Genomic DNA, 25,535 nt, shown 5'->3' with positions numbered 1-25,535 from the left:
CACAGGTCACCACGGCTTGGGATAGGTCGGTGAACCGTCCCCCGGGATCGTGTCCTCGTTGCCCTGCTGCTGGTTGCGCTCGATGGTGTTCCGGCGCTGCTGCTCCTTGAGGTAGTCCTGCTCCTCTTGGCTGGGGGTCTGCCCCGGGTCGGGGGTGGGCTGCGCCGGCTGGCTCGGTGCCGGCTTCGGCCCTGGGTCCTGCTGTTGCTGCTGGTCCTGCGGCGGCGCGTCGGAGCGCTTGCTCTCGAGGCGCTGCTGGGCCTGTTTCAGCTGCTCACCGGTCTGGCCGCCCTCGGGCGCCTCGCACAGCGGCGGCCGCTCCTTCGTGATGCGGATGCCCTTGTCGTAGAACTGCTTCCACTCCTCGGTGCGCTCTCGCGCCTTGGCCGCGTCGCCGAGCGCCTCGTAGGTCAGGCCGAGGTTGACCCGCACCTTGCAGTCGTCGATGCCTCCCTTGGGGACCTGCTCGAAGGCCTGCTCGAACCACGGACGGGCGAGGTCGTAGTGCCCCGAGAGCACGTGGGCGTCACCGATCGCGAACGGCGAGCGGAACCGCTCCACCAGGTTGACCCACCCCTGCCGTTCGCCCCACTGCAGGGTGCGTGGCTTGTCGCCCGCCTGGTAGGCCGCGAGGGTCTGGGCGTGCACGAGGTTGAGGGTCAGCAGGCGCGCCGCCACGACGACGAGGAGCACCACGACGGGCGCCGACGCCAGCAGCATCCGGCGCCGCCGGCGTCGCAGGTGCGGCGGGAGCGGCTGGCGCGCTCGGCCGTCGCCTCGTCGCAGCAGGCGCCGGCGTGCGGACGCCTGCTCCGGGGACGCGGTCGCGCGTCGCGGGTCGTCGAGCAGCGTCATGGGCGCGTCTCCGTGCGTCGCCGGGTCTGGAGCAGGGCGGTGGCGGCAGCTCCGAGCTCCCAGGCTGCGATGCCGGCCACCCCGAGCAGCAGCGGCCAGTAGAGCTCCCTGCGGGCGAGGACCTTCTGCCGCTCGATCTGCTCGCTCGTGCCGAACTGCTGCAGGTCGATGCCGTCCACCGCGGCACCGATGTCATCGCCCGGCTGCCGGTGCAGGTAGGGCACTCCGAGCTGACCGGCGATCGAGCGCAGCGTGTCCTCGCTGATCACCGAGCGGGCGTCCTCGCCCGTGGTCGGGTCCTTGATGTAGCTGCCGCTCGTGTCGAAGCGGGAGCGGGTGGCCTTCATCCGGCCGCCGGCGCTGGTGCCGTAGCCGAGGACGGCCCCGCCGTTGATCAGACCGCGGTCGATGGCGAACGGGGCCGGTGGCTCGGCCGCCGTCTGCTCACCGTCGCCGAAGTAGTAGACGACCCGTCCGCGCTCCGGGGTGCGGGCGTCGGCCTGCTGCAGGAGCGTCCGGAGCCGGTCGTTCGCCTCGGTGACCGACGAGCCGTGCGACACCTCGTACGACTCCGGCTGCAACGTCTCGACGGCGGCGTCGAGGGCCGTGGTGTCGGTCGTGAGCGGCAGGCGCACACGCGTGTCCTGGTCGAAGGTGACGATGCTGTAGCGCGCTCCCGGGAGGGCTGCCGCGATGGCGGAGATGTCCGCGGCCACACCCTCGATGCGGGGCCGGTCGGTGCCGTAGTCCTCGGCGATGATGCTGCTCGTCGTGTCGACGACGAAGTAGACGTTGAGGTTGGCCGCCGTGGTGTCCGCCAGGTCGCCGGGGACCCCCGGCCGCAGCGCGGCTCCTCCGAGCAGGAGCACGGCGGCCGTCAGCCGCCAGTGCGTCGCGCGCGACTCCCCAGGGACCGACCGCGACGGCGGGTTCCACCAGACGGCGGCCAGGGCCGCGACGGCGAGAACGAGCAGCACCGGCCACGGTGCGACGGGAAGCAGGCTCACGACGCCCACCTCCGGCTCGCACCGACCAGGACGAGCAGCCCGACGCCTGCGAGCGCGATGGCCAGTGCCGGGTTGTCGGAGTGGAGGGAGCGCGACGCCGCGTCGACGAGGGTCGCCTCCTGCGCCTCGACGGCGTCGACGATGCCCTTGATGGCGGACTGGTCACTCATGGCGTAGTAGTGGCCGCCGGTGCCGGTGACCAGCTCGCGCATCTGCACGGCCTCCTCGTCGGGCCCGTCCTCCTCGGGGTTGAGGCCGTAGACCCGCACCCCCTTGGCCTTGGCCAGCTCAATTGCCTGCTCGACGTCGATGATCGGCCGGCCCGCGAGGTGGTTGTCGGTGGCGAAGACGACCGACCGGGCGCGCTGGGTGTCGACCTTGTCGAAGCTCGAGACGCAGGTGGCCAGCCCGTCGCCGATCAGGGAGGTGCCGCGACCGTTGAAGGTGCCGGCGAAGAACGAGTCGGACTCCGAGCCACCGGCCAGGGCCCGGCCGGCCGTGTCGAGCTCGTCGTTGATGAAGTCGTAGTCGTCGGTGAGCGGGAAGACGGTGGCAGCCGAGCTGTTGAAGATGACCAGCCCGATCCGCTCGCCCTCGAAGCTCTTGACGAGGGTCTTGAAGGTGGAGACCAGGGTGGCGTCGTAGGCCGCCATGGACCCGGAGATGTCGAGGCACAGCAGGATGTCGCGGTTGCGCGCCTGGGGCTTGTCGACGACCGTGTCGAGGGGACGTGCCGCCCCCACCAGGGCTGCCCCTGCGAGCAGCACGGCGCTCAGCGCCAGCACCGCCATGCGGATGCGGTGCAACCGCAGCGCCCGTTGGTACTCCGGGAGCCGGGTCAGCGCCTCGGAGTTCGCGACGGCCGCCGACGCACGCGTCGAGCGGCGCGCGAGGCGCAGGTGGACGGCATACGCGATCAGCAGCGCGAGGACGGCGCCGACGGCGAGGACCGCGGGCCACTTGAGGTCGGGACCGTTCAGCTCCAACGCGCCACCACCTGCTTCGCGACGGTGCCCGCGCCCGCGAGCGTGGCCGTCTCGCGGGGACCGAACTCGCCCGGGTAGAGCGCGCCCACGACCTCGGAGACGGGGGTCAGGCGCGACCCCCTCTCGGTCAGCTCGGTCAGCGTCATCATCGGCGCCTCGATGCCCGACACCTCCTGCACGAAGTGGCGCACGAGCACGCTCAGCTGCTGGTGCGCGCGCCGCTGGCTGATCTCCCCCGCCGCGGCACGGGCCAGCACGGCGTCGATGCGGCGGGTGTACTCGGCGCGCAGGGCGGCCACGCGGTCGGTCGCGACCGGGCGGGGCGCCGGGACGGTGCGCTCGCGCGTCGACCACCAGACGAAGGCGTACCAGAGGGCGATGAGCGCGAGGATGCCGACGCCCACCCACAGCCAGCGGGCGGCATACGGGTCGGGGGCGTAGAAGCCCGGCGGCGGGGCGTCAGCGACGGGCACGGCGCTGCCGTTCGAGCAGGGCGAAGACGGTCGAGACCACCTCGTCGGACGACCCGATCCGGGCGTGGTTGACGCCGCGCCGGTCGAGCAGCTCGCTCGTGCGCTGCACGCGCTCGGCGACCGAGGCGGCATACGCGCCGCGCACGCGCGGGTCGAGCCGCACGAGGGTCGGCAGCGTGTAGGTGTCGGCCACGTCGTATGCCGTCCGGTCCCCGCCGATGGCCGTGGGGTCGGCGTCCTCGACCGTGATCCAGAGGATCTCGTGCTGCACGTGCAGCCGGCGCAGCAGGTCGTCGAGCGCCGGGTCCAGCTCCCGGTCGTCGGCTACGACGAGCAGCACCAGCCGGCGCCGGACGTGTCGCACGACCCAGCGAAGCTGCGTGGCCAGGTTGCTCTGGTCGGCGCGAAGGGTCGTGGCGGTGTCGATCGCCCGCAACAGCAGCTCGAGGTGGGCCTCGCTCCCCCGCATCTCGTGCGCGACCGTGGAGCCGGCCGTGCCGCGCACCAGGCCGACGAGGTCGCCGTGGCGCTGGGCCAGGTAGCCGACCAGCCCGGCGGCGGCGATGGCGACGGCCTTCTTCGGCTCCCCGCTGCGGGTCGCGGCCGCCATGCCGCGCCCGGTGTCGATGACGAGCATGACGTTCTGCTTGCGGGTGGCGACGTAGCGCTTGACGAGCGGGGCCTGGTGTCGCGCGGTGGCGCGCCAGTCGATGTCGCGCACCTCGTCACCCGGCACGTAGTCGCGCAGGTCGTCGTAGTCGAGGCTGCGGCCGTGGAAGACGGACGCGTACTCCCCCTCGAGCAGGCTGCGCGACCGGCGGTGGGCATGCACGAAGAGCGTGCTCTTCACCCTCGTCAGCAGCGTCGTCGTCATCCCGGGTCCTCGTCCGGCCGCCCGTCAGGGCGTGCGGATCCCGCCCACCATGGCGTCGATGACCGTCTCGACGGCCACGTCGTCGGCGACCGCCTCGAAGCCGAGCGTCACCCGGTGCCGCAGCACGCGGTGGGTCAGTGCCTTGACGTCGTCGGGCACCACGTGGTTGCGCCCGGCGACGAGGGCGCGCGCCCGGGCAGCGCTCGCGAACGCGATGCTGGCCCGGGGGCTCGCCCCGAAGCCGACGTATGCCGCGAGGCGGGGCTCGATGTAGTCGCGCGGGTGGCGCGTGACGTAGCCGATGCCGACGATGTAGTTGACGATCGCGGGATCGACGTAGACGCGGGAGACCAGGCCTTGCAGGCGCTTGACGTCCTCGATGGAGACGACCGGCTCCGAAGCGGCGTCGAAGATGCCCGAGTCGATGCGCCGCAGCACCTCCGCCTCCTCCGCCGGTGACGGGTAGTCGAGGACGTCCTTGAGCATGAAGCGGTCCATCTGGGCCTCGGGCAGCGGGTAGGTGCCCTCCTGCTCGATGGGGTTCTGCGTGGCGAGGACGAGGAAGGGGTCGGGCAGGGCGTAGCTCCTGTCGCCGATCGAGGTCTGGCGCTCCTGCATCGCCTCGAGCATCGCCGACTGGGTCTTGGCGCTGCTGCGGTTGATCTCGTCGAGCAGCACGAAGTTGGCGTGCACGGGCCCGAGCTGGGTCTCGAACGTGCCCGAGTGCTGGTTGTAGACCTGTGTGCCGACGATGTCGCTCGGCAGCAGGTCGGGAGTGCACTGGATGCGGTGGAAGCGTCCCCCGACCGCTTGGGCGATCGTCTGCGCGGCGGTCGTCTTGGCCAGACCCGGCACGCTCTCGAGCAGCACGTGTCCCTGGGTGAGCAGGGCGATGAGCAGCGTCTCCTGCAGCCGAGCCTGTCCGACCACGCGAGCGGCGTACGCGGAGGAGATGGCCCCGACGACCTCCTGAGCCCACTGCAGCTCGTCGGTGGTCAGGTAGCGAGCCGGGGCCGGCGCCGGGCTGGGCGCCTCGGGGCGGACCGCCGAGTCGGCCTCCGGCTGCAGGCCGGGCAGGTCGACCGGGAACGACTGGCCGTCGACGGCACCGTCGACGGCGTCGTCACCTGGGCCGTCACCTGCACCGTCAGCCGGGCGCTCCTGCGGCGCGGTGAAAGGGTCGTCCGCGACCGACTCCTCGGCGTTGACGTTGGCCACCATCGACTCCCCTTCTCGACGCGCCGGCGAGGTGAGTCGCGCCCGGCAGGCCCTCATCGTAAGCACGACACGGCCCGCCGGGCGGCAGGTGTGGACAGTCGCCGGCCGGCGGGCCGGCCGGTACTGCCCGGCGACTCGCGCGTCAGGCGTCGATGCGCTCGCGGTCGACCTCGGCCGCCGACTCGATGATGAAGTCCTTGCGCGGCGCCACCTCGTTGCCCATGAGCAGCTCGAAGACGCGCTCGGCGGCCTCGAGGTCGCGCATGGTCACCTTGCGCAGGGTGCGGTGACGCGGGTCCATCGTGGTGTCGGCGAGCTGGTCGGCGTCCATCTCACCGAGGCCCTTGTAGCGCTGCATCGGCTGCTTGATCTTCTTGCCGGACTTCTCCAGGCGGGCCAGCGTGCGCCGCATCTCCGGCTCGTTGTAGGTGTAGATCAGCTCGTTCTTCTTTGCGCCGGCGTTGATCACCTCGAGGCGGTGCAGCGGCGGCATGGCCGCGTAGACCCGACCGGCGTCGACGAGCGGGCGCATGTAGCGGAAGAAGAGGGTCAGCAGCAGGGTGCGGATGTGGGCGCCGTCGACGTCGGCGTCGGTCATGATGATGACCTTGCCGTAGCGCGCCGCGTCGAGGTCGAAGCTGCGGCCCGAACCGGCGCCGATCACCTGGATGATCGAGGCGCACTCGGCGTTCTTGAGCATGTCGGAGACCGACGCCTTCTGGACGTTGAGGATCTTGCCGCGGATCGGCAGCAGCGCCTGGAACTCGGAGTTGCGGGCCTCCTTCGCGGTGCCCATGGCCGAGTCCCCCTCGACGATGAACAGCTCGGAGCGCTCGACGTCGGTCGTGCGGCAGTCGCGCAGCTTCGAGGGCAGCGTCGAGCTCTCGAGGGCGTTCTTGCGGCGTTGGGTCTCCTTGTGCAGCCGGGCGCTGATGCGCGACTTCATCTCGGAGACGACCTTCTCGAGCAGCAGCGCGGCCTGTGCCTTGTCGCCGCGCTTGGTCGAGGTGAGCCGGTCGGTCAGCTCCTTCTCGACGACCTTGGCGACGATGGCGCGCACGGCGTTGGTGCCGAGTACCTCCTTGGTCTGGCCCTCGAACTGCGGCTCGGCCAGGCGCACCGTGACGACGGCCGTCATGCCGGCGAGGATGTCGTCCTTCTCGGGCTTGTCGTTGCCGACCTTGAGGCGGCGGGCGTTGACCTCGAGCTGCTTGCGGAAGACCTTGAGGACGGCCTGCTCGAACCCGGTGACGTGGGTGCCGCCCTTGGGCGTGGTGATGATGTTGACGAAGGACTGCACCTTCGTGTCGTAGCCCTGCCCCCAGCGCAGCGCGACCTCGACGCCGCACTCGCGCTCGAGCTCGGTCGGCGTCATGTGCCCGTTGACGTCGAGGACGGGGACGGTCTCGGTGAACGTGCCGGAGCCCTCGAGGCGCCACACGTCGGTGATGGGGGTGTCGGGGGCGAGGAACTCGACGAAGTCGGTGATGCCGCCGTCGTGCTGGAAGACCTCCTCGATGGTGCCCTCCTCGCCGGGCGTGCCCTTCAGGCGCCGCTCGTCGCGGATCGCCAGGCGCAGGCCGGGCACGAGGAAGGAGGTCTGCCGGGCGCGCCCGAGGATCGCGTCGTAGTCGAGCTCGGCGTCCTTGAGGAAGATCTGCCGGTCGGGCCAGAAGCGCACCCGTGAGCCGGTGACGCCGCGCTTGGCCTTGCCGACGACGGGCAGCGCGCTCTTGCGCTCGTAGGGGGTGAAGGACGCCTCCGGCGAGTGCGGCCGGCCTGCCGCGTCGGTGAAGGTGCCCGGCTCGCCCCGCCGGAAGCTCATGCCGTACGTCTTGCCGCCGCGGTCGACCTCGACGTCGAGGCGGGCCGAGAGGGCGTTGACGACGGAGGCGCCCACGCCGTGGAGGCCACCGGTGGCGGCATACGACGCGCCGCCGAACTTGCCGCCGGCATGCAGCTTGGTGAAGACCACCTCGACACCGGAGAGCCCGGTGCGCGGCTCGATGTCGACGGGGATGCCGCGGCCGTTGTCGCGCACCTCGATGGAGCCGTCACCGCTGAGGATGACCTCGATGTCGGTGCACACGCCCGTGAGGGCCTCGTCGACCGCGTTGTCGATGATCTCCCAGAGGCAGTGCATGAGCCCGCGCTGGTCGGTGGACCCGATGTACATGCCCGGGCGCTTGCGCACGGCCTCGAGGCCCTCGAGGACCTGGAGGTGGCGGGCGGTGTAGTCGCCGTTGCCGGAGGAAGCGGGTCGGGAGGCGGAGGCCACGGTGTGTCGATCTCTTTCGGTCGGGAAGCGGCCAGCGGTCGGGCTGTGGAGGAGCTGGCAGGGGCAGCCTAGCCATGAGCACCGACGGGCCCCCGCAGGCTCGCTGCCGCACCGACGTCACGGGTGCTGCGCCGGGCCCGGAGCGGGTACGAACCATCCGGACGGGCCACCGTCGCGAATCACCGACACGTAACGATGTTGGTATGACCGGCGTCTCAGCGACCGAGCCTTCTCTGCGGGAAGGTTTGCACATGGTTCACTGTTGGAACGTCCGCGAAGCACGAAGGGTCCACCCGCTGGACCGCTCGAGCGTCGCAGGCACATGACAGGGTCTCCCGTTGAGGAGGCCCCTGAGGGAGGAAAGAGGCGAAACACGATGACGACAGCACTGGCACCCGAGCTGACTGTTGCTGACCGCTGCGACCGATGTGGGGCCCAGGCCTACATCCGCGCCCGCCTCGTTTCCGGCGGAGAGCTGCTCTTCTGCGCACACCACGGTCGGGAGCACCTCCCGGCGCTGAAGGACAAGGCTCTCGACATCCGCGACGAGACGGACCGACTCAACGACGTACCGGGATCCGCTCCCGTCGACGAACGCTGAGACCAGCAGACGACTCCGACCCGGCCCTTTCCTGACCTCACCCCGACCCTGAGACCACCGACGGCTCTCCCGTGACCATCGCGACGGACGTTGTCGTCTTCGCCGCGATGCTCGTGGGGACCGTCGGTGTCGTCGTCCCGGTTCTGCCGGGACTGGTCGTGGTGTGGGGCGCGACGCTCGTGTGGGCGATCGCGCGTCAGGACGGGCCGGGTTGGCTCGTCTTCGGCGTGGCCACCGTGCTGTATGCGGTGGGCCTCGTCGCGAAGTACCTGCTGCCCGGGCGCCGGATGAAGCAGGCCGGCGTCGACGGGCCGGTCGTGGCGGTGGCCCTCGCGGTGGCGGTGGTCGGCTTCTTCCTCGTGCCCGTCGTCGGCGCTCCCCTGGGTTTCGTCCTGACCGTCTACGTGCTCGAACGGGTCAAGCACCGCGAGCACGCGGCGGCGTGGCGCGCCACGAGCCAGTCCATCCGTGCCGTGGCCCTCAGCATGGGGATCGAGCTGGGCACGGCCTTCGCGATCATCGCGGCGTGGGGCGTGGGGGTCCTGGTGACCCTGGGCTGAGGCTCGGTCGACCGAAGCGACCGGCGCCCGCATGACGAAGGACCCCGACGGCATCCGTCCGGGGTCCTTCGTCGTCGTCCTAGCGGGCTGTCACCACTGGTCGCGGCGTCGCTTGTCCCAGCGCTCCTCGAGGCGCTCCATGAAGGAGGCCGAGCGGCGGCTGGGCGTCTTGGTCTTGCCCGTTCGCGGCTTGGGAGTGCCGTCGGAGCCCACCGCGGCCAGCTTGGTCTTCGAGGGCGTGATGGCGTAGACGATGCCGGCGACCATGACTGCGAAGCCGACGGCTCCGAGCCAGATGTTGCTGCTCATCGCGGAGAACACGACGAGGGCGAGACCCGCAACGCCCGCGACGACACCGACCAGGACGCGGCCGCCGCCGAGGCCGCGTGACTTCGTCTTCTCGATGCGCGATGCGAATCGAGGGTCTTCGGCGTAGAGGGCTTCCTCCATCTGCTGGAGGAGTGCTTCCTCGTGTTCCGAGAGTGCCACCCGGCACCTCCCTGGTGCGAAATCGACTGTGCCCGAATCGTAGGCCGGAACCGTCGACGCGGACTTGTTTACCTCAGGATAAGTCCCCCCGAGCACGTTGGGAACCCGAGGGTGGATCAGCCATCAGTGACGCTGGACGCACCGACCCGGCACCGAATCGGGCGCTGGCGCGGTCGACGGCCCGGTCGGCCTCGCGCCACCCGTGCTCGGGCTCGTCGAGGGTCGCCTGGATGGGTGCGACCGCCGACGGGACGAGCCCTTCGAGCCGGACGCCGACGAGCCGGATCCGGGCACGCTGGAGCCCGAGGCGGTCGTAGAGCTCGCGGGCGGTGGCGAAGATGTCACGGGAGACGTCGGTGTGGTGGCGCAGGGTCTTGGCCCGGGTGATCGTCGTGAAGTCGGCGAAGCGGACCTTGATGGAGACCGTGCGTCCCGTCATCCCGGCCGACCTCGCGCGGGCGGCGGTGCGGTCGGAGAGCCGCAGCAGCTCGCGGTGGATGCGCTCCGGGTCGTCGATGTCGTGGGCGAAGGTCTCGTCGGCGCCGATCGACTTCTCGCGGCGCTCGGGCTTGACCGGCCGCGGGTCCCGGCCCCAGGCGAGGTCGTGCAGGCTGCGCCCGGACACGTCACCGAGAGCCCGCTGGAGCGTCTCGACCGGGGTGTGGGCGAGGTCGGCGACGGTGCGCAGGCCGAGCCGGTGCAGGTGCTCCTCGGTGCGGTCGCCCACACCCCAGATCGCGCCGACGGGCAGTTGGTGCAGGAACGAGACGACCTCCTCCCGCGGCACGACGAGCAGGCCGTCGGGCTTGGCGAGGTTTGAGGCGAGCTTGGCGACGAACTTCGTCGAGGCCACCCCCACCGAGCAGGTGATGCCCTGCTCGTCGGCGATGGTGTCGCGCAGCTGCTCGGCGATCCGGGTGGGACGACCGAGACGGCGTACGGCCCCGGAGACGTCGAGGAAGGCCTCGTCGAGGGAGAGCGGCTCGACGCTGTCAGTGATCGTCGCGAAGGTCGCCATGACGGCCTCGGAGATGGCGGCGTATCGGCGGTGGTCCGGCTCGATGATGACCGCCTGGGGGCAGAGCCGCTGGGCCCGCGCCATCGGCATCGCGGAGGTGACGCCGAAGGCACGCGCCTCGTAGGTGGCGGACAGCACGACCGACCGGCCGCTGGCCCCGCCGATGATGACGGGCCGCCCGCGCAGCTCGGGCCTCGAGATGAGGGAGGCGGACGCGTAGAAGGCGTCCATGTCGACGTGCAGGACGGTGCAGCCGGTGTCGTCGGGGGGCTCCGCGCTCGTGCGGGTCGGTGCGGTGAACTGCCGGCGGCTCATCGCAGGGCTGCCTGTCGTCGGGTCGAGGCCCGCGGCGTGGCTGCCTCAGCCGCGCCGGGCGACGACGTGCAGGGCACTGCCGAGGCTCCGGAGGAACTCGCGTCCCGGACCGGTGACGAGCAGCTCGTCGAGCTCGGCCAGGGCGGCCCGGTCCGCGTCGGAGTCGACGAGCGAGGCCGGCACGAGGTGGCCGAGGATGTTGGTGCCGCGTACGTGCACGTCGGTGAAGCCGGCCTCGGTGAGGAGGGCCTCGAGCTGCTCGACATCGAAGCGGCGCGGCAGGGGGTCGGTGCTCCCCCACCGACCGGACGGGTCGACGAGGGCGGCCCGGGCCTGGCCGAACTCTCCCGCGATGGCCTTGGCGAAGACGACGGACAGCCGACCCGAGACGAGCAGCGAGAGCACGCCGCCCTCACCGAGGGCCCGGGCGATCGCGTGGAGCGTCGCGGCGGGGTCGTCGACGAACTCGAGGGTGCCGTGGCAGCAGGCGAGGTCGACGTGGCGACCGGCGAGGATGGCCTCGAGCGAGTCACCGTCGCCCTGCACGCCGGTGACCCGATCGACGATGCCGGCCTCGCGGGCCCGGCGAGCGAGCGAGGCGAGGGCGTCGGGACTCGGATCGACGACGGTGACGCGGTGGCCGGCCTCGGCGAGCGGGACGGCGACACCTCCGGTGCCGCCGCCGAGGTCGAGGACCTCGAGGGGTCGGCCGAGCCGCGTCCCGTCGTCGTCGGCGATGCGGGCGACGGCGGCGACGACGGCCGACGGACGGGGCCCGCCACGTCGCTGGGGGCGCTGCTCGTCGGGCACGGGATCCTCCGTCGGGGAACGTGGTACGCGTGGTGCTGCGCGTGTGTCATCTGGCCCCTCACCCTAGTGCCCTGAGCTTCCCGGACTCGCGTGCCACAGCTTGCGTGGCGGCCCACCCACCGTGTCGGTGGGCACCAGCCCGCTCGTGGCCCGCGGCCCCCTGACGTCGTCACCGGCAGGCTTGATGTCGGCGTACGGCGACTGCTTGAACCCCGAGGCGTGCACGAGCACCCGACGCCCGTCCGGCCCCTCGCCGACGCCGCTCCCCTTCGCTCCGGCGCTTCCGGCGAGCGCAGTGGCCCGTTCCCAGGCTGCCCGGTCGGCGGCGTCGAGGGTGTCGCGGACAGCGGTGATGCCCCCGGCTGTCCACGCGTCCTGCAGGGCGGACAGCTCCCACGCCCCGGTGGCGCGGACCGAGACACCGCGGGGTCCGGTGCGGCGCACGACCCCCCGGCAGAGCAGCAGCCACGAGTGGAAGACGGTCGCGGCGTACGGGCCCTGGACGTCCTCGAAGAAGGTGAGGTCGGCCGGCCCGGTGGCGTCGTCGAGCGTGAGGAAGACGACGCGCCGCCCGGTGCGGATCGGCGGGGTCTGGGTGGCGACCTTGACGCCGGCGACGAGGACCTCGCGGCCGCTGCGCCCGGAGAGCAGGTCACGCGCCCGGGTCACGCCCAGCGCGTCGAGCATCGGGCGGTAGAAGTCGACGACGTGACCGCTCGCGTCGAGGCCGAGCACCTCGAGCTCGGCCCGGACCCGTTCGGGGCCGGTCATCTCCGGCAGGCCGCTCGTCGCCGAGAGTCGGGGCGTGTCGCCGAGGTCGAGCGTCAGCTGGGTGGCGACGTGGGCGGGTGCGCCGGCGGAGGCCTGCGACTGCGCCGCCGCGAGCGCCCGGATGTCGCCGGTGGCCGAGACCGACGTGACCCGTCCCCGGGCCGTGCCGGGCCCAGAGCCACGGCTCGCGGCGGAGACGCGCCGGCGGGAGGAGCGCTGCGACGCCGACCACCGGTCGAGCTCGGCGACGTGGAGCAGCAGGTCGCGCCGGGTGACCTGCCCACGACGGCCGAGGCCACCCCGGGTGCGGGCCACGACGCCCGCGGCTCCCTCGGCGATCCGGATGGGACCGCCGAGGTCGATGCCGTGCAGGGAGTCGAACGCCCCGGCGAGCACCAGCTTCTCGGCGACGGGTCGTGACACGTGCGCCCGCTGCCAGAAGTCGGACAGGCTGGAGTAGGGCTGTCCGGCGACGATCTGGGCGACCTCGGCCTCGCTGATGCCGTGGACGTCGGCGAGCGAGAGCCGGATCGCCTCGCCGCCGTCGTCGGTGCGCTCGAAGCGGTAGGCGCCGGTCGAGACGTTGACGTCGAGCCCGAGGATCGCGATGCCGAAGGTGCGGGCGTCATCGAGGATGAGCCGCTTGGGGTACATGCCCGGGTCGTGGGTCAGCACCCCGGCGAGGAAGGCCGCGGGGTGGTGGGTCTTGAGCCAGGCCGACTGGTAGGTCGGCAGGGCGAAGGCGGCGGCGTGGGCCTTGCAGAAGCCGAACGACGCGAAGGCCTTGAGGACCTCCCAGATCTTGTCGACGACCTCGGGCGCGTAGCCACGCGCCTTCGCGGCCGGCCGCCACCACCCCTCGATCCGCTGCTGCCCCTCCGGGGTGCCGAGGGCGCGACGCACCTCGTCGGCCTGGGCCAGGGTCACCCCTGTCGTCTCGGCGACGATCATGAGCACCTGCTCGTGGAAGACGACCACCCCCTCGGTCTCCTCCAGCGCGGGCACGAGCGAGGGGTGCAGGTAGGACGGGTCGTCCCAGCCCTGGCGGGCGTTGAGGAACGGGATGATCATGTCGCTCTTGACCGGGCCGGGCCGGAAGAGCGAGATGTCGATGATGAGGTCCTCGAAGCTGCGCGGCCCGAACTTGCCGATCAGCTCGCGCTGCCCCGGGCTCTCGATCTGGAAGCAGCCGAGGGTCTTGGTCGAGCGGACCAGCTCGAAGGTGGGCTCGTCGTCGAAGGGCACCTGGGACTCGTCGTCGAGGTCGACGTGGTCGCCGTCGACGCGCTCGACCTCGGCGACCGCGTGGGCCATCGCCGACTGCATCCGGATGCCGAGGACGTCGAGCTTGAGCAGCCCCATCTCCTCGACGTCGTCCTTGTCGAACTGGCTCATCGGGAAGCCGAGCCAGCTCGCCTCGACCGGGGTGCGGTCGAGCAGCACGGAGTCGGAGAGCACCACGCCGCACGGGTGCAGGGCGATGTGCCGGGGCAGCCCGTCGAGGCGCTCGACGATGTCGAACATCAGCTGCAGACGCGGCACGTCGAGCCCGCTCGCCCGCAGCTCGGGCAGCTCGGCGAGGGCGGCCCGCACGTTGCGTGCGGCGATGTGCGGGAAGGCCTTGGCCATCGCGTCGACCTCGGGTGGTGGTAGCCCGAGCGCAGCACCGGCGTCGCGGATCGCGTGGCGCACCCGGTAGGTGTCCATCATCGAGACGCAGGTGACCCGCTCGCCGCCGAAGTGGTCGAGGATGCGCTCGTAGATCTCGGTGCGGCGGGCGGACTCGACGTCGATGTCGATGTCGGGCAGCTCAGCCCGCAGCGGCGAGCAGAAGCGCTCCATGAGCAGGCCGTGGCGCATCGGGTCGACGCCGGAGATGCCGAGGAGGTAGTTGACGAGCGACCCGGCGCCGGAGCCGCGCGCCGCGACCCGCACCCCCATCTCGCGGATGAGGTCGCAGACCTGGGCGACGGTGAGGAAGTACGTGGCGTAGCCGAGCGTCTCGATGACGCCGAGCTCGTCCTCGAGGCGGTCGCTGACGGCTCGCAGCTCGGTCTCGGACCGCCCGGGGTAGCGGGTCGGGATCGCCTCACGGCACCGGCGGGCCAGGACGTGGTGGGGATTGGTGCCGGGCCGGATGCCGAGGATCCCCGGCTCGGGCAGGTGCACCGAGCCGATGCCGAGGTCGGCCCGAGGGTCCTGGATGCACTCGGCGGCGAGGGCCGTCGTGCGGGCGAGCAGCTCGCGCGCCTGCTCCCGGGCCAGGGACCCGCCGCCGACGAGGCCCGGCCCGGAGACCTGCACGACATCGAGGGCCAGCGCGTGCATCAGGGGCGTCGGCGACAGGTGCCCGGCGGTGGTGACCCGGTCGAGGTGCCGGGCGTCGAGGGCGACGAGCCGGCGCGCCGCGTCGAGCACGTCGACGATGGCGGCGTCCTGGGGGTCGGTGTGCCGCACCGCGGCCGTGATGACGCTCGGCACCCCGACCTCCCGCGCGAGCGCGAGCATGCGCGCGGCCTGTCCGAGGCTGCCGGGCTGGTGCTCCGGTCCGCCGTGGCACACCACCTCGACGACGACGGCGCCACGCGGCAGCAGCGCGACCCAGCGCTCGAGCGCCGCACGGGCCCGGTCGCGCCGCTTGGCGAGGACGGCGCGGCCCACGTCCGAGTCGGGCCCGAGCAGGACGACGAGGCGAGAGGGTGCCGAGCCCGCGGGCGACCCCGCCGCCGTGCGACGGGCCGAGCCGAGGGCGGACTGAGGTGCGCGCACGGACTCGGGTCCGGATAGGGGGTTGGGCGGCGCAGATCCGGGCGTCGGCTCAGGGCGGGTGCGTGCGTGCTCGGCGACGAGCCCGGCGGTGGTGACCGGGTTGCCGCGCTCACCGCGCAGGTGGGTCGCGGTGACGAGCCGGCAGAGCGCCCCCCAGCCCTCGCCCGGCGCGAGGCCGGTGCCGCTGCCCCGCGCCAGCACGGTGATCCGGGGCAGCCGTGGGTCGACGAGCGCACCACCGCGGACCGGTGTGCGCACGGGGCGGGGACGTTCGGGCCGGTCGGGCCCGAGGGCGAGGTCGACGCCGAGGATCGGGGCGACGTCGTGCTCCATGCACGCGCGCACGAACTTGACTGCGCCGTAGAGCCCGTCGCGGTCGGTCAGGGCGAGGGCCGGCTGCCCGAACGCGGCGGCCCGCTCGACGAGCTCGCGCGGCTTGGCGGTGCCGTAGCGCATCGAGTAGCCCGAGGCGACGTGCAGGTGCACGAAGCTCTCGCCGCCGGCGCCACCCGGGCCCTGGGCGGCGCTCCTTCCCGTGGTCGGGGCCGGGTTCGTCACCGTGTTCGTCACTGTGGTCGGGGCTGCGTTCGGGGTCGTGTCCACGGTCGAGTTCATGGTCGAGTTCATGGTCGAGTTCATGGTCGTGTTCATGGGCGTGGTGCTGACGGGCGGGCTGGTGGTGGGCATGCCGGTCTCACGCCCCGCTCGCCCGGCTCCTCGAGACGGGCGTGATCGACTGCGGCAGGGGGACGGTCAGCGGGATGCCGAGCAGGTCCTGAACGATCTCGAGGAACATCTCGGCCTGGCGCAGCAGGTCGTCGGACTCACGCGCACTGATGAGCTCACCGCGGTCGATGGCCGACCGGTGGGCCGAGCACGCCGCGAAGAAGGCGGCCCACTCCCCCAGCTCGGGCGCGACACCCGGGAGGAGCTGCCAGACGCTGCGCGGACGGGCACGCGGTGTGGGGGCGGTCCGGGCCGCCACCAGGGCTGCAGCCGCGCGGAGCGCCCCGAGATGGGCGCCGCGGTAGCGCTCGGAGGCGTCACTGGTGTGGCAGGCGGACTCGAGCGTCGTGCGAGCTCGCGCGAGCAGGTCGAGCACGGCCACCGAGATGGGCGGCTGCGAGACGGACGGGCGCGAGACGTACGGACCCGAGACGGGGGTGTGCGAGTGGGCGGCGGTCACGGTGGCCTTCTCTCCTCTGGACGGTGCAGCTGGTCAGTCGGCGACGCGCACGAGCGACCACCGGTCGCCCCGCGGGGACTCGTCGTGCGCGAGGTCGTAGACCCCTGGTGCGAACGACCACCCCGGGCTCGCCTCCACGCGCCAGACGTGCTGCTCCCTCGCTGCGGCGACGAGCGTCTCGCCGGGACGCACCTGCTCCTCGTCGGCCTCGAGCGCGTCATGCCACCAGGCGCGACGCTCGCGCCACTGGCCGAGCACCTGGCGCACGACATAGAGCCGGCCACGCCAGATGAACGCCTCCGGTGGCGGGCCGGCGACCCCGCCCTCGAAGGGCTCCGCCCCTCCCGAGGCGGCCGAACCGCCCGGCGCAACCGCACCGGCCGAGCCGGCGGGCTGGGCCACCCTGCACCGCTGACGCTCCTGCAGCCTCACCTGCACGGAGTCACTGAACCTACGCACCACGACACGTCTCCCTCGGACACGTCGAGGCCGGACATCACGACCCAGGCCACCCGCGCCCCACACGGGCGGCCCGACACCAACCGACGACTGAAACTGACAACCTGACTGGACCTGCCCGAGACCTCGGCCTCGGCTCGAACCAGTCCCGACGCCACTCGGCACGGGCCGAGCAAGGCGTTCGAACACTTGTTCGATGTTCAAAGCGTAACCCCTGCCGCCGACAGCCTGTCAAGGCAGTCCCGCCGGGTGCCCCGACCCTTTTGCGCAGCACCTCCCGCCGGCTCGGGCCACCCCACGTGAGTAGTGGTGCTCAGGCCCCCTGTCGGCGCCGACCGGCAGAGTGGGCCTCGCGGGTCCGGTCCGCGAACGGAGGGGTGCAGGGGTCCCGTCCGCCCGCGGACCGGGCCCGTTCTCCGTGCCTGCACGTCCCTCGAGCAGTGCACCGACACGCGGACCTTGGCACACTGGCGACAGCAGCACCGGCGCACCGACGGCGGCGCGCGACCCGAAGGAGTGCCGTGGGCGCCGAGCTCATCCCCCTCGCCTTCACCACCGGGTGGGGCAGCGGCATCAACGCGTATGCCGTCGTGCTCGTCCTCGGGCTCGCCGACCGGGTCTTCGGCATCAGCCAGATCCCGGACGCCCTCGCGCGGACCGACGTGCTCGTCGGCGCCGCGATCCTCTTCCTCGTGGAGATGCTCGCCGACAAGATCCCCTACGTGGACTCCGTCTGGGACTCGGTCCACACCGTCGTCCGACCGGCCGTCGGCGCGACCATCGGCTACCTCATCGGCCACGAGACGGCGAGCCTCGACGCTGCCATCGGCGCTGCCACCGGTGGCGTCACCGCACTCGTCTCGCACACCATCAAGGCCGGGCTCCGCGCTGCCGTGAACACCTCCCCCGAGCCGGCGAGCAACGTCGTCGTCAGCACCGCCGAGGACGTCACCGTCACCGGTGTCACTGCCCTCGCCATCGCCCACCCCTGGTGGGCGGCCTCCATCGCTCTCGTGCTCCTTGCAGCCGGAGCCTTCCTCGTCTACAAGGTGGCCGGCCGCATCCGTCGCTACAAGCGGCGCTACGACGCCTGGGGCGAGCGCGTCGGCATCACGGCCCCGAGCGGTCGGCAAGGACGCGGACCTGCCGGATCTGCTGATCCACGCCGTCCTCCGTCCCGCGGTGGTCCGCCGCGTCGCCGGAGGGCGCGAACCGACGGCGGACCCGAAGCGCCCTTCGACCAGGAGGCATGAGGCTCCCCACCGCCTCGTTCCCCACCGTCCCGTTCCCCACCGTCGCAGGCGGGCGGCCGCAAACCGGTTGTGCACGTGGACGAGCGCCGACGACGATGCCAGCGTGACTCCCAGCCCGACTCCCACGCCGTGGCCGCTCCGGGTCGGTCCGCTGCTCCTGCGCGAGGCCGGCGCCACCGACGTCGAGCAGCTGCTGACCTTCCGCAACGACCCCGCCGTCAACCGGTGGATGCTGCGGACGAGCGTCGACCCCGAGGCGTTCCGCACCGAGTGGCTGGCCGTGCCCGAGAGCCCCACCGACTTCTCGTGCGTGGCCGAGCTCGACGGGTCCGTCGTCGCGATGGGCTTCCTCGACGTCGTCGACGGCATGGGCCAACCGGGGATGCCCACCGGCACCGAGGGCGTCATCGGCTACATCGTCGACCCCCGGTTCGCGGGCCGGGGCGTGGCGACGAACCTCGCTCGGGGCCTGCTGGCCGGCGCCTTCGGCCGCCTCGGACTGCGGCGGGTGACGGCCGGGTGCAACGCCGACAACCTCGCGTCGGCACGGGTCCTGGAGAAGGCGGGGATGCGCCGCGAGCGCCACGGCATCGAGGACTCCTGGCATGCCGAGCTCGGCTGGGTGGACGGCTACGAGTACGCGATGCTGGCCCGGGAGTGGCGGCACTGGCGAGCAGGGCAGGACGAGGAGCCGCCGCCGCGGTCCTGACGCCCGCTCAGAGGTTGCCGTAGACCTCGAGCGTGGCCGAGGAGCGGTTCATGGTGATGAAGTGGATGCCGGGCGCTCCCTCGTCGAGCAGGCGGCGCGACGACTCCGTCGCGATCGCCATGCCCTCGGCCCGCACGGCCGCCTCGTCGTCGCCGTGGCGGTCGAGCCGGTCGGTCACGGCGCTCGGCATGGGCTGCCCCGCCAGCTGCGCCATCCGGACCACCTGGCGGGCGTTGGTGATCGGCATGATCGCCGGCACCACGGGAAGCCTCGAACCGCGCCGGGCGAGCTCGTCGCGCAGGCGCAGGTAGTTGTCCACGTCGAAGACCATCTGGGTGATCGCGAACTCGGCGCCCGCCCGTTCCTTGCGCACCAGCGTCTCCGCGTCCTCGCCGACGTCGCGGGACTCGGGGTGGCCGTCGGGGAACGCCGCCACCCCGACGGTGAAGTCGCCGAGGCCACGCACGAGCGCGACGAGCTCCTCGGCGTGGTCGAGACCCTCTGGATGCGCCGCCCACGGCTGGCCCAGACCGCTCTGCGGGTCGCCGCGCAGGGCGAGGATGTTGCGGACCCCGGCTGCGGCATACGACCCCACGATGCCGCGCAGCTCGGTGACGGAGTGCCCGACGCACGTCAGGTGCGCCATCGGGGTGAGCGAGGTCTCCTCGAGGACACGCTGGGTCAGCCTCACCGTGCGGTCGCGCGTGCCCCCGCCAGCGCCGTAGGTGATCGAGACGAAGCTCGGCGAGAGCTTCTCGAGGCGCCGGATCGCGCTCCACAGCTGGGCCTCGGCGGCGTCGTCCTTCGGCGGAAAGAACTCGAAGCTGAACGTCGGGGTGTCGGCCTCGATCATCGCGGGGATCGACCGCGTGAACCGTTCCGCCCGCGCCATCGAGGACGCCGTGCCGTATGCCATGTGAACACCCTAGGCGGACGCCCGTCCGCGCGCGTGCGGGCCGCGCACGGAGCGCACCGGCCTCCGCGTAGGCTGACCACGATTCCCGCGACTCGATGGAGGACCCCGTGCAGACCCCCACCGACCTGGACGTGCTGCGCCGTCGGGTGCAGCAGGCGATCGACGGGCAGATCGACGGGGCCACGCAGTCGCTCGCCGAGATCGGTGAGGAGATCGCGCCCCTCGTCTCGGCCGTGTCCGGGCTGCTGACCGGCGGGAAGGGCCTGCGTGCGGGCTTCCTCTACTGGGGCTACCGCGCCGCCGGCGGCCCCGACTCCGACGCGCTCGTGCGCCTGGCCGCGAGCATGGAGTTCTTCCAGGGCGCAGCCCTGCTCCACGACGACGTCATGGACCGCAGCGACACCCGGCGCGGTATGCCGTCCGCGCACCGCGCCGTCGCCTCGCTGCACTCGCAGCGTGGCTGGGCGGGCGACGCGGACCGCTTCGGCGAGGGCACGGCGATCCTGGCCGGCGACCTGTGCCTGACGTGGTGCGACGAGCTGTATGCCACGTGCGGGCTGCCCGACGAGCAGCTGGCTCGCGGGCGCCGCCTCTTCGACGCCATGCGCACCCAGCTCATGGGCGGCCAGTTCCTCGACCTGCTCGAGTCGGCCCGCGGCTGGGACGGCCTCGACCTGGACGCCCGGATCGCCTCGGCACGCAAGGTGATCCGCTTCAAGAGCGCCAAGTACACGATCGAGCACCCGCTGCTCATCGGCGCGCTCGTCGGGGGCGCCCCCCACGAGTCGCTGGCGCCGCTGTCGGACTACGGCCTGGCCCTCGGCGAGGCCTTCCAGCTGCGCGACGACCTCCTCGGCGTCTTCGGGGACCCCGAGGCGACGGGCAAGCCCGCCGGCGACGACCTGCGCGAGGGCAAGCGCACGGTGCTCGTGGCCCACGCCCTCGACGCCGCCTCCGACGGGGACCGCAAGAGCGTCGAGAGCCTGCTGGGACGCGACGACCTCGACCTGCTGGGCATCGAGTCGATCCGTCGCGTGCTCGTCGACACGGGCGCGGTCGATCGGGTCGAGTCGCTCATCGGCGAGCTGGCCCGCGACGCGCGTGCGGCGCTCGAGCGGGCCGGGGCGACGGGCTCCTACGACGCGTCGGCCCTCGACGTGCTCGGGGAGCTCGTGGCGGTCTCGACCGCCCGCCACTCCTGACCCGCTCGCCCACCCGGCCGCCCCGGAGGCCACACGCGGAACCTACCGGGGGCTACGGCATACCCACGCGTTCGCCGGGCGCCGGGGGTGTCAGAAGGCGAGCTCCTGGGCGCGCCTGCGGATCTCGGTCTTGTGCCCGGCCCGGATGGCGTCGATGGGTGCGCCCTCGACGGGCAGCGTCGGGTCGGGCGTGAAGAGCCAGCCGATGATCTCGCCGTCGTCCATGCCGCCGTCGGCCAGCACGGTGAAGGTCCCCCGCAGCTCGGGCCGCGGACCCGACTCGTCGAAGAACTTGGCCGGGATGGCCGGAACGTGACGCTCGCCGATGCGGGCGGCGAGCACCTCCCGGTCGGCGATCAGCTGACGCACGCGCGACAGGGGCACGCCGAGCCGCTCAGCGGCGTCGGGCACGGTCAGCCACTCGCCCACCAGGGACTCGAGGGACTGCTCACTGGGCTGCGGCACGGGGTTCTCGCTCACAGCACCAGAGTCTGCCACCGCACCGAGGCCCTGGTGGACGCACCGGCGCGTATGGGCGAAGGGCAGGGTCGAGCGGGGCCCAGGGGCGAGCACGCCGGTAACAGGGACAAAAGCCCCGGGGAATTACACCGATGTATTTATTCTTTAGTGCTGAAATTGTGCGCTATCGTCACACCAGTCCCTCGACTCACAACCGTCACACAGGACTTCGTCCGTCACCCCCGCACCTTCCCCGAACGCCCCTCCACAGCACCCAGCTCGGGCACCAGGAAAGGACTCCACCTCATGCCCCTCGCCGACGTCGCCGCGCTCGCCCTACCCGCCCACGCGGCCGTTGCGCCGGTAGCCACCACCTCCTGGAAGACCGTCTCGGTCCGCCCGGGCGACACCCTCTGGCAGCTGGCCATCACCCACCGCACGACGGTCCAGGCCATCGTCGAGAAGAACCGGCTGGGCAACGGCGGCTCGCTGATCATGCCGGGCCAGAAGCTGCTCGTGCCCACCTCGTCGAGCGCAGCGCCCGCGAAGGCCGCCGCCTCCACGTTGCGCACGGTCAAGACGACCGCCCCGAGCACGAGCGTGCGGCCGTCGACGTCCGACCGGGTCCACGTGGTCGTCTCGGGCGACACGATGAGCGGCATCGCACAGCGCTACGGCGTCTCGCTGACGAAGCTGCTCGCCGCCAACCGGCTCCCCAACGCGCACATGATCTTCGTCGGACAGAAGATCGTCGTGCCGGGCGTCGGCACCTCGACCAAGCCTGTGACGCCCACGCCGCAGCCGGCTCCGCCGGCGGGCTACCAGTACCCCAACAAGACGGCCCAGGCCGTGGCCGAGAGCAAGGCCAAGCTCGCCGCCAGGGACGTGCCCAACCGCACGGACACCTCGGCGATGATCCGGGCCACCGCCATCCGCAACGGGGTCGACCCCAAGCTCGCGCTCGCGATCGGCTACCTGGAGTCCGGCTGGTACCAGCGGGCCGTCTCCTACACCGACGCGGTGGGCGTCATGCAGATCATGCCGGTCTCGCAGACCTGGGCCTCCGACCTCGCCGGTCGCCGGCTCGACCGCTACGACACCCAGGACAACATCACCGCGGGCGTGCTCATCATCCGGGCGCTGCAGGCCGGCGCGGACTCCCGCGAGCAGGCCATCGCCGGCTACTACCAGGGCCTCTACTCGGTGCGCACCAAGGGCATGTACGACGACACCAAGCGCTACGTCGCGAACGTCCTGGCGATCTACGCCCGCATGTGACCGTCGCCGCCCTCTCGCGGGGCCGCCGAGAGGCGAGCCCCGCGAGAGCCGTGCGCGAACCCCTGGGAGAACCCGCGAGAACCCCGCGATGCGCCGGCTCGGGCCGGCCTGCGCCGGATGAGCGTCCCCTGCCCGTAAACTCCGTGCAGTGACGTCCAGCGTGGCGGACGCGCTCGTCGGGCGGGTGATCGACGGGCGGTACCGCATCCTCTCGCACCTCGCGGACGGTGGCATGGCCTCCGTCTTCGTGGCGCTGGACGGACGCCTCGACCGGGAGGTGGCCCTCAAGATCATGCGACCCGGCCTGGCCGCCGACGAGGTCTTCGTCAACCGGTTCCGGGCTGAGGCACGCTCGGCAGCCCGCCTCAGCCACCCCAACGTCGTCGCGGTCTTCGACCAGGGCGAGGACGCCGGCGAGGTGTTCCTCGCCATGGAGCTCGTCGAGGGCAAGACCCTCCGGGAGGTCATCCACGAGGAGGCGCCGCTCACCGCCCGCGAGGCGCTCGCCGTGCTCGAGCCGATCCTCCTCGCCCTGAGGGCGGCCCACGTCGCGGGCATGATCCACCGGGACGTCAAGCCCGAGAACGTCATCGTGCGCGGCGACGGCGAGGTGAAGGTCGCCGACTTCGGCCTGGCCCGCGCCATCACGAACCAGACGACCACGAGCCAGACCGGCGTCCTGCTCGGCACCGTCTCCTACCTCTCCCCCGAGCAGGTCGAGCGTGGGGTCGCCGATCCCCGCAGCGACGTGTACGCCGCCGGCCTGCTCCTGTTCGAGATGCTCACCGGGCACAAGGCCGTCACCGGCGGCACCCCGATCCAGATCGCGTACAACCACGTCCACGGGAGCATCCCGGCGCCCTCGTCGGTCGTGCCGTCGGTGCCGGTGGCCCTCGACGAGCTCGTCGCGCGAGCCACGGCCACCAGCCCGGACGACCGGTTCGAGTCCGCGGCGGACTTCGTGACGGCCCTGCGCGCCGTCCGGCGCGGCCTGTCCGGTGCCGAGCTCGATCGCCGCGGCGCGGCGATCGCACCCGACCCGGCCACCACGTCGGGTCGACGGCCCCTCGACGCGACCCAGCAGCATCCGACGATGCCCCAGCCGGGTGTCGAGCGTCCGGCCACAGCCGCGCGCGCCGCCCTCGCCGGACGCCCGGTCCACGACGAGCCGGTGCTGGAGCACACGGCAGCCATGCCGGTGGGCCGCCTCGACCGCTCCGCCGGACGCCGTCGGTGGCCGCTGTGGCTGGCAGCGGTCCTGCTGCTCGTCGCGGCCGGGGTCGGAGGCTGGTGGTTCACGGCCGGACCCGGCGGGTCGACCACCGTGCCCGCCGTGGTCGGCCAGCCGCTCAGCCAGGCCCGCGGCGAGCTCGACCAGGCCTCGCTCCAGGCCGACGAGACGCAGGAGTTCTCCGAGACGGCCGCCAAGGGCGTGGTGCTCCGGGTCGAGCCCGGGGCGGGGAGCCAGCTCGGCAAGGAGTCGACCGTGCGGCTCGTCGTGTCCAAGGGCAAGGAGCGGTATGCCGTCCCGCGCATCGTCGGGGCGAAGGCGGCCGACCTGAAGGCGAGCCTGTCGCCGCTCACGCTGCGGCTCGGCGACTCCGCCAAAGCATGGAGCGAGTCCGTGCCGGAGGGCGTGGTCATCTCACAGGACCCCGCGCCCGGCACCTCGGTCAAGCGCAACACCACCGTCTCGGTCGTCGTGTCCAAGGGACGCCAGCCCATCGAGGTGCCCACGGTCACCGGCTCGTCGTTCGACGCCGCCTCCGCCGCCGTGACCAAGGCGGGGCTCGTCGTGCAGCGGGGCGCCGACGTCAACAGCGACAGCGTGCCGGCCGGGCAGGTCGTCTCTCAGTCGCCGGCCAAGGGCACCCTGTTCCGTGGGGACCCGGTCACCCTCGTCGTCTCCAAGGGCCCGGTCATGGTCCAGGTGCCCAACGTCGTCGGGCGCCCCTCGGGCGACGCCGAGAAGACGCTGACCGACCTCGGCTTCACCGTCAAGAAGGAGGCCGGCCTCTTCGGCCCGGTGTTCGACCTGGTCCAGCACCAGAGCGTCAAGGCCGGCGACTCGGCGCCCAAGGGCAGCACCATCGTCCTGACGATCGTCTGAGCCGCCGTGGACGAGAGGGCGCGCTCGCGCCTCGCGACGATCCTGCTCGTGTCCCTCACGGCGGTCTGGGGCTCGACCTTCTTCCTCATCCACGACCTCGTCGTGCACGTGCCGCCGATCGACTTCCTGGCGGTGCGGTTCGCGATCGCCGCCGTGGTCATGCTCGTGCTCTTCTGGCGGCCGGTGCGCGCCCTGACGTCGCGGCAGGTGCTCGTCGGCGTGGGCCTCGGCGCGCTCTACGGCCTGGCCCAGATCGCCCAGACCGTCGGCCTGGCCACCACCCCGGCCTCGGTGTCGGGCTTCATCACCGGCACCTACGTCGTGCTGACCCCGCTGCTCACGGCGGTCCTGCTACGCGAACGGGTCGCTGCCTCCACGTGGCTCGCGGTCGCTCTCGCCACGGCCGGTCTTGCCCTGCTGTCGCTCAACGGCCTCTCGGTGGGCGCCGGGGAGGCGGTCACGCTGCTGTCGGCCCTGCTCTACGCCCTGCACATCCTCGGGCTCGGCCGCTACAGCGCGTCCCACGTCGCGACAGGGCTCTCCGTGGTGCAGATGGTCGTCATCGCCGTGCTGTGCGGCATCGGCGCGCTGCCCGGCGGGATCGTGCTGCCGCAGACGGCCGGCCAGTGGGCCTCGGTCCTCTACATGGTCGCCTTCGCCAGCATCCTCGCGTTGTGGGCGCAGACCTGGGCACAGGCCCACCTGCCGGCGACGCGCGCCGCGATCGTCATGACGATGGAGCCGGTCTTCGCAGCCTTCTTCGCCGTGGTCTTCGGCGGCGAGTCACCGACATGGCGCATGGTCGCCGGTGGAGCGCTCGTGCTCACCGCCATGTATGCCGTCGAGCTCGTCGCGACCCGGCGCCGCCCGCGCGAGCTGCCCGCCGAAGCCTTGCACCACGAGCTCTGAGCGCGCCCACTCCCCACGCTCGCAGTGACC

The 25,535-nt window shown here is 72.3% G+C and carries 23 protein-coding genes; 8 read left to right on the top strand and 15 right to left on the bottom strand.

Going from position 1 to position 25,535, the window contains the following annotated elements:
* Window positions 1-6: 6 nt before the first annotated feature.
* From AB0316_RS07650 to AB0316_RS07620, 7 genes are all read right to left on the bottom strand, one after another.
* A complete protein-coding gene (locus AB0316_RS07650) occupies window positions 7-855 on the bottom strand; it encodes a tetratricopeptide repeat protein (RefSeq protein ID WP_366271925.1) in 849 nt (282 codons plus the stop codon).
* Window positions 852-1,862, bottom strand: coding sequence for a VWA domain-containing protein (locus AB0316_RS07645; RefSeq protein ID WP_366271923.1), 1,011 nt, complete (start codon window positions 1,860-1,862; stop codon window positions 852-854). The genes AB0316_RS07650 and AB0316_RS07645 overlap by 4 nt, the downstream gene beginning before the upstream one ends.
* On the bottom strand, window positions 1,859-2,848 hold the full coding sequence (locus AB0316_RS07640; RefSeq protein WP_366271922.1) for a VWA domain-containing protein: 990 nt from the start codon (window positions 2,846-2,848) through the stop codon (window positions 1,859-1,861). The genes AB0316_RS07645 and AB0316_RS07640 overlap by 4 nt, the downstream gene beginning before the upstream one ends.
* On the bottom strand, window positions 2,839-3,321 hold the full coding sequence (locus tag AB0316_RS07635) for a hypothetical protein (RefSeq protein ID WP_366271921.1): 483 nt from the start codon (window positions 3,319-3,321) through the stop codon (window positions 2,839-2,841). The genes AB0316_RS07640 and AB0316_RS07635 overlap by 10 nt, the downstream gene beginning before the upstream one ends.
* On the bottom strand, window positions 3,308-4,195 hold the full coding sequence (locus AB0316_RS07630; RefSeq protein ID WP_366271919.1) for a DUF58 domain-containing protein: 888 nt from the start codon (window positions 4,193-4,195) through the stop codon (window positions 3,308-3,310). Before AB0316_RS07630 ends, AB0316_RS07635 begins: the two co-directional genes overlap by 14 nt.
* 24 nt (window positions 4,196-4,219) lie before the next feature.
* Window positions 4,220-5,416, bottom strand: coding sequence for an AAA family ATPase (locus tag AB0316_RS07625; RefSeq protein ID WP_366271917.1), 1,197 nt, complete (start codon window positions 5,414-5,416; stop codon window positions 4,220-4,222).
* Window positions 5,417-5,555: 139 nt separating this feature from the next.
* A complete protein-coding gene (locus AB0316_RS07620; protein WP_366271915.1) occupies window positions 5,556-7,691 on the bottom strand; it encodes a DNA topoisomerase IV subunit B in 2,136 nt (711 codons plus the stop codon).
* A 376-nt stretch (window positions 7,692-8,067) separates the two neighbouring features.
* Here AB0316_RS07620 and AB0316_RS07615 point away from each other — a divergent pair, with 376 nt between their 5' ends.
* Both AB0316_RS07615 and AB0316_RS07610 read left to right on the top strand, forming a co-directional pair.
* Entirely contained in the window at window positions 8,068-8,292 is a 225-nt protein-coding gene (locus AB0316_RS07615) for a hypothetical protein (RefSeq protein ID WP_142222803.1), read from the top strand.
* 71 nt (window positions 8,293-8,363) lie between these two features.
* Window positions 8,364-8,852: a DUF456 domain-containing protein gene (locus AB0316_RS07610; protein WP_366271913.1), complete on the top strand. Its 489-nt coding sequence runs from the start codon at window positions 8,364-8,366 to the stop codon at window positions 8,850-8,852.
* Window positions 8,853-8,942: 90 nt separating this feature from the next.
* On the opposite strand, the gene AB0316_RS07605 is transcribed toward AB0316_RS07610, so the two are convergent.
* From AB0316_RS07605 to AB0316_RS07580, 6 genes are all read right to left on the bottom strand, one after another.
* Window positions 8,943-9,341: a DUF3040 domain-containing protein gene (locus AB0316_RS07605; RefSeq protein WP_366271911.1), complete on the bottom strand. Its 399-nt coding sequence runs from the start codon at window positions 9,339-9,341 to the stop codon at window positions 8,943-8,945.
* A gap of 73 nt (window positions 9,342-9,414) precedes the next feature.
* Window positions 9,415-10,674 (bottom strand): DNA polymerase IV, encoded by a 1,260-nt coding sequence (gene dinB / locus AB0316_RS07600; RefSeq protein ID WP_366271910.1) that lies wholly within the window; start codon window positions 10,672-10,674, stop codon window positions 9,415-9,417.
* A 45-nt stretch (window positions 10,675-10,719) separates the two neighbouring features.
* Window positions 10,720-11,484 (bottom strand): class I SAM-dependent methyltransferase, encoded by a 765-nt coding sequence (locus AB0316_RS07595; protein WP_366271908.1) that lies wholly within the window; start codon window positions 11,482-11,484, stop codon window positions 10,720-10,722.
* A 63-nt stretch (window positions 11,485-11,547) separates the two neighbouring features.
* Window positions 11,548-15,711, bottom strand: coding sequence for a DNA polymerase III subunit alpha (dnaE, locus tag AB0316_RS07590; RefSeq protein WP_366271906.1), 4,164 nt, complete (start codon window positions 15,709-15,711; stop codon window positions 11,548-11,550).
* A 7-nt stretch (window positions 15,712-15,718) separates the two neighbouring features.
* The gene (locus AB0316_RS07585) at window positions 15,719-16,210 is read right to left on the bottom strand and encodes an SAV_6107 family HEPN domain-containing protein (RefSeq protein ID WP_366271905.1); all 492 of its coding nucleotides are present in this window, start codon (window positions 16,208-16,210) and stop codon (window positions 15,719-15,721) included.
* A 33-nt stretch (window positions 16,211-16,243) separates the two neighbouring features.
* On the bottom strand, window positions 16,244-16,669 hold the full coding sequence (locus tag AB0316_RS07580) for a DUF6504 family protein (protein WP_366272819.1): 426 nt from the start codon (window positions 16,667-16,669) through the stop codon (window positions 16,244-16,246).
* 521 nt (window positions 16,670-17,190) lie between these two features.
* Between AB0316_RS07580 and AB0316_RS07575 the strand changes: the two genes are divergently transcribed.
* Together AB0316_RS07575 and AB0316_RS07570 are read left to right on the top strand one after the other, a co-directional pair.
* A complete protein-coding gene (locus AB0316_RS07575) occupies window positions 17,191-17,922 on the top strand; it encodes a DUF4126 domain-containing protein (RefSeq protein WP_366271903.1) in 732 nt (243 codons plus the stop codon).
* 103 nt (window positions 17,923-18,025) lie between these two features.
* The gene (locus AB0316_RS07570) at window positions 18,026-18,631 is read left to right on the top strand and encodes a GNAT family protein (RefSeq protein WP_366271901.1); all 606 of its coding nucleotides are present in this window, start codon (window positions 18,026-18,028) and stop codon (window positions 18,629-18,631) included.
* A 7-nt stretch (window positions 18,632-18,638) separates the two neighbouring features.
* Here AB0316_RS07570 and metF read toward each other — a convergent pair whose 3' ends face one another.
* Window positions 18,639-19,547 carry a methylenetetrahydrofolate reductase [NAD(P)H] gene (gene metF / locus AB0316_RS07565; protein ID WP_366271899.1) on the bottom strand — a complete coding sequence of 303 codons (909 nt, stop codon included), beginning with the start codon at window positions 19,545-19,547 and terminating at the stop codon, window positions 18,639-18,641.
* Between the two features lie 95 nt (window positions 19,548-19,642).
* On the opposite strand from metF, the gene AB0316_RS07560 reads away from it, so the two are divergent.
* Window positions 19,643-20,749: a polyprenyl synthetase family protein gene (locus AB0316_RS07560; protein WP_366271897.1), complete on the top strand. Its 1,107-nt coding sequence runs from the start codon at window positions 19,643-19,645 to the stop codon at window positions 20,747-20,749.
* 90 nt (window positions 20,750-20,839) lie between these two features.
* Here AB0316_RS07560 and AB0316_RS07555 read toward each other — a convergent pair whose 3' ends face one another.
* Window positions 20,840-21,229 (bottom strand): Rv2175c family DNA-binding protein, encoded by a 390-nt coding sequence (locus tag AB0316_RS07555; RefSeq protein WP_366271896.1) that lies wholly within the window; start codon window positions 21,227-21,229, stop codon window positions 20,840-20,842.
* 285 nt (window positions 21,230-21,514) lie between these two features.
* Here AB0316_RS07555 and AB0316_RS07550 point away from each other — a divergent pair, with 285 nt between their 5' ends.
* From AB0316_RS07550 to AB0316_RS07540, 3 genes are all read left to right on the top strand, one after another.
* Complete coding sequence (locus AB0316_RS07550; RefSeq protein ID WP_366271894.1) at window positions 21,515-22,486, top strand: LysM peptidoglycan-binding domain-containing protein; 972 nt, start codon at window positions 21,515-21,517, stop codon at window positions 22,484-22,486.
* 148 nt (window positions 22,487-22,634) lie between these two features.
* Complete coding sequence (pknB, locus tag AB0316_RS07545; RefSeq protein ID WP_366271893.1) at window positions 22,635-24,596, top strand: Stk1 family PASTA domain-containing Ser/Thr kinase; 1,962 nt, start codon at window positions 22,635-22,637, stop codon at window positions 24,594-24,596.
* Between the two features lie 6 nt (window positions 24,597-24,602).
* On the top strand, window positions 24,603-25,505 hold the full coding sequence (locus AB0316_RS07540; RefSeq protein ID WP_366271891.1) for a DMT family transporter: 903 nt from the start codon (window positions 24,603-24,605) through the stop codon (window positions 25,503-25,505).
* Window positions 25,506-25,535 lie beyond the last annotated feature (30 nt).

The sequence above is a fragment of the Terrabacter sp. NPDC080008 genome, assembly GCF_040702505.1.
Classification (GTDB): domain Bacteria; phylum Actinomycetota; class Actinomycetes; order Actinomycetales; family Dermatophilaceae; genus Terrabacter.
This window is presented reverse-complemented; position numbering and strand designations above follow the sequence as displayed.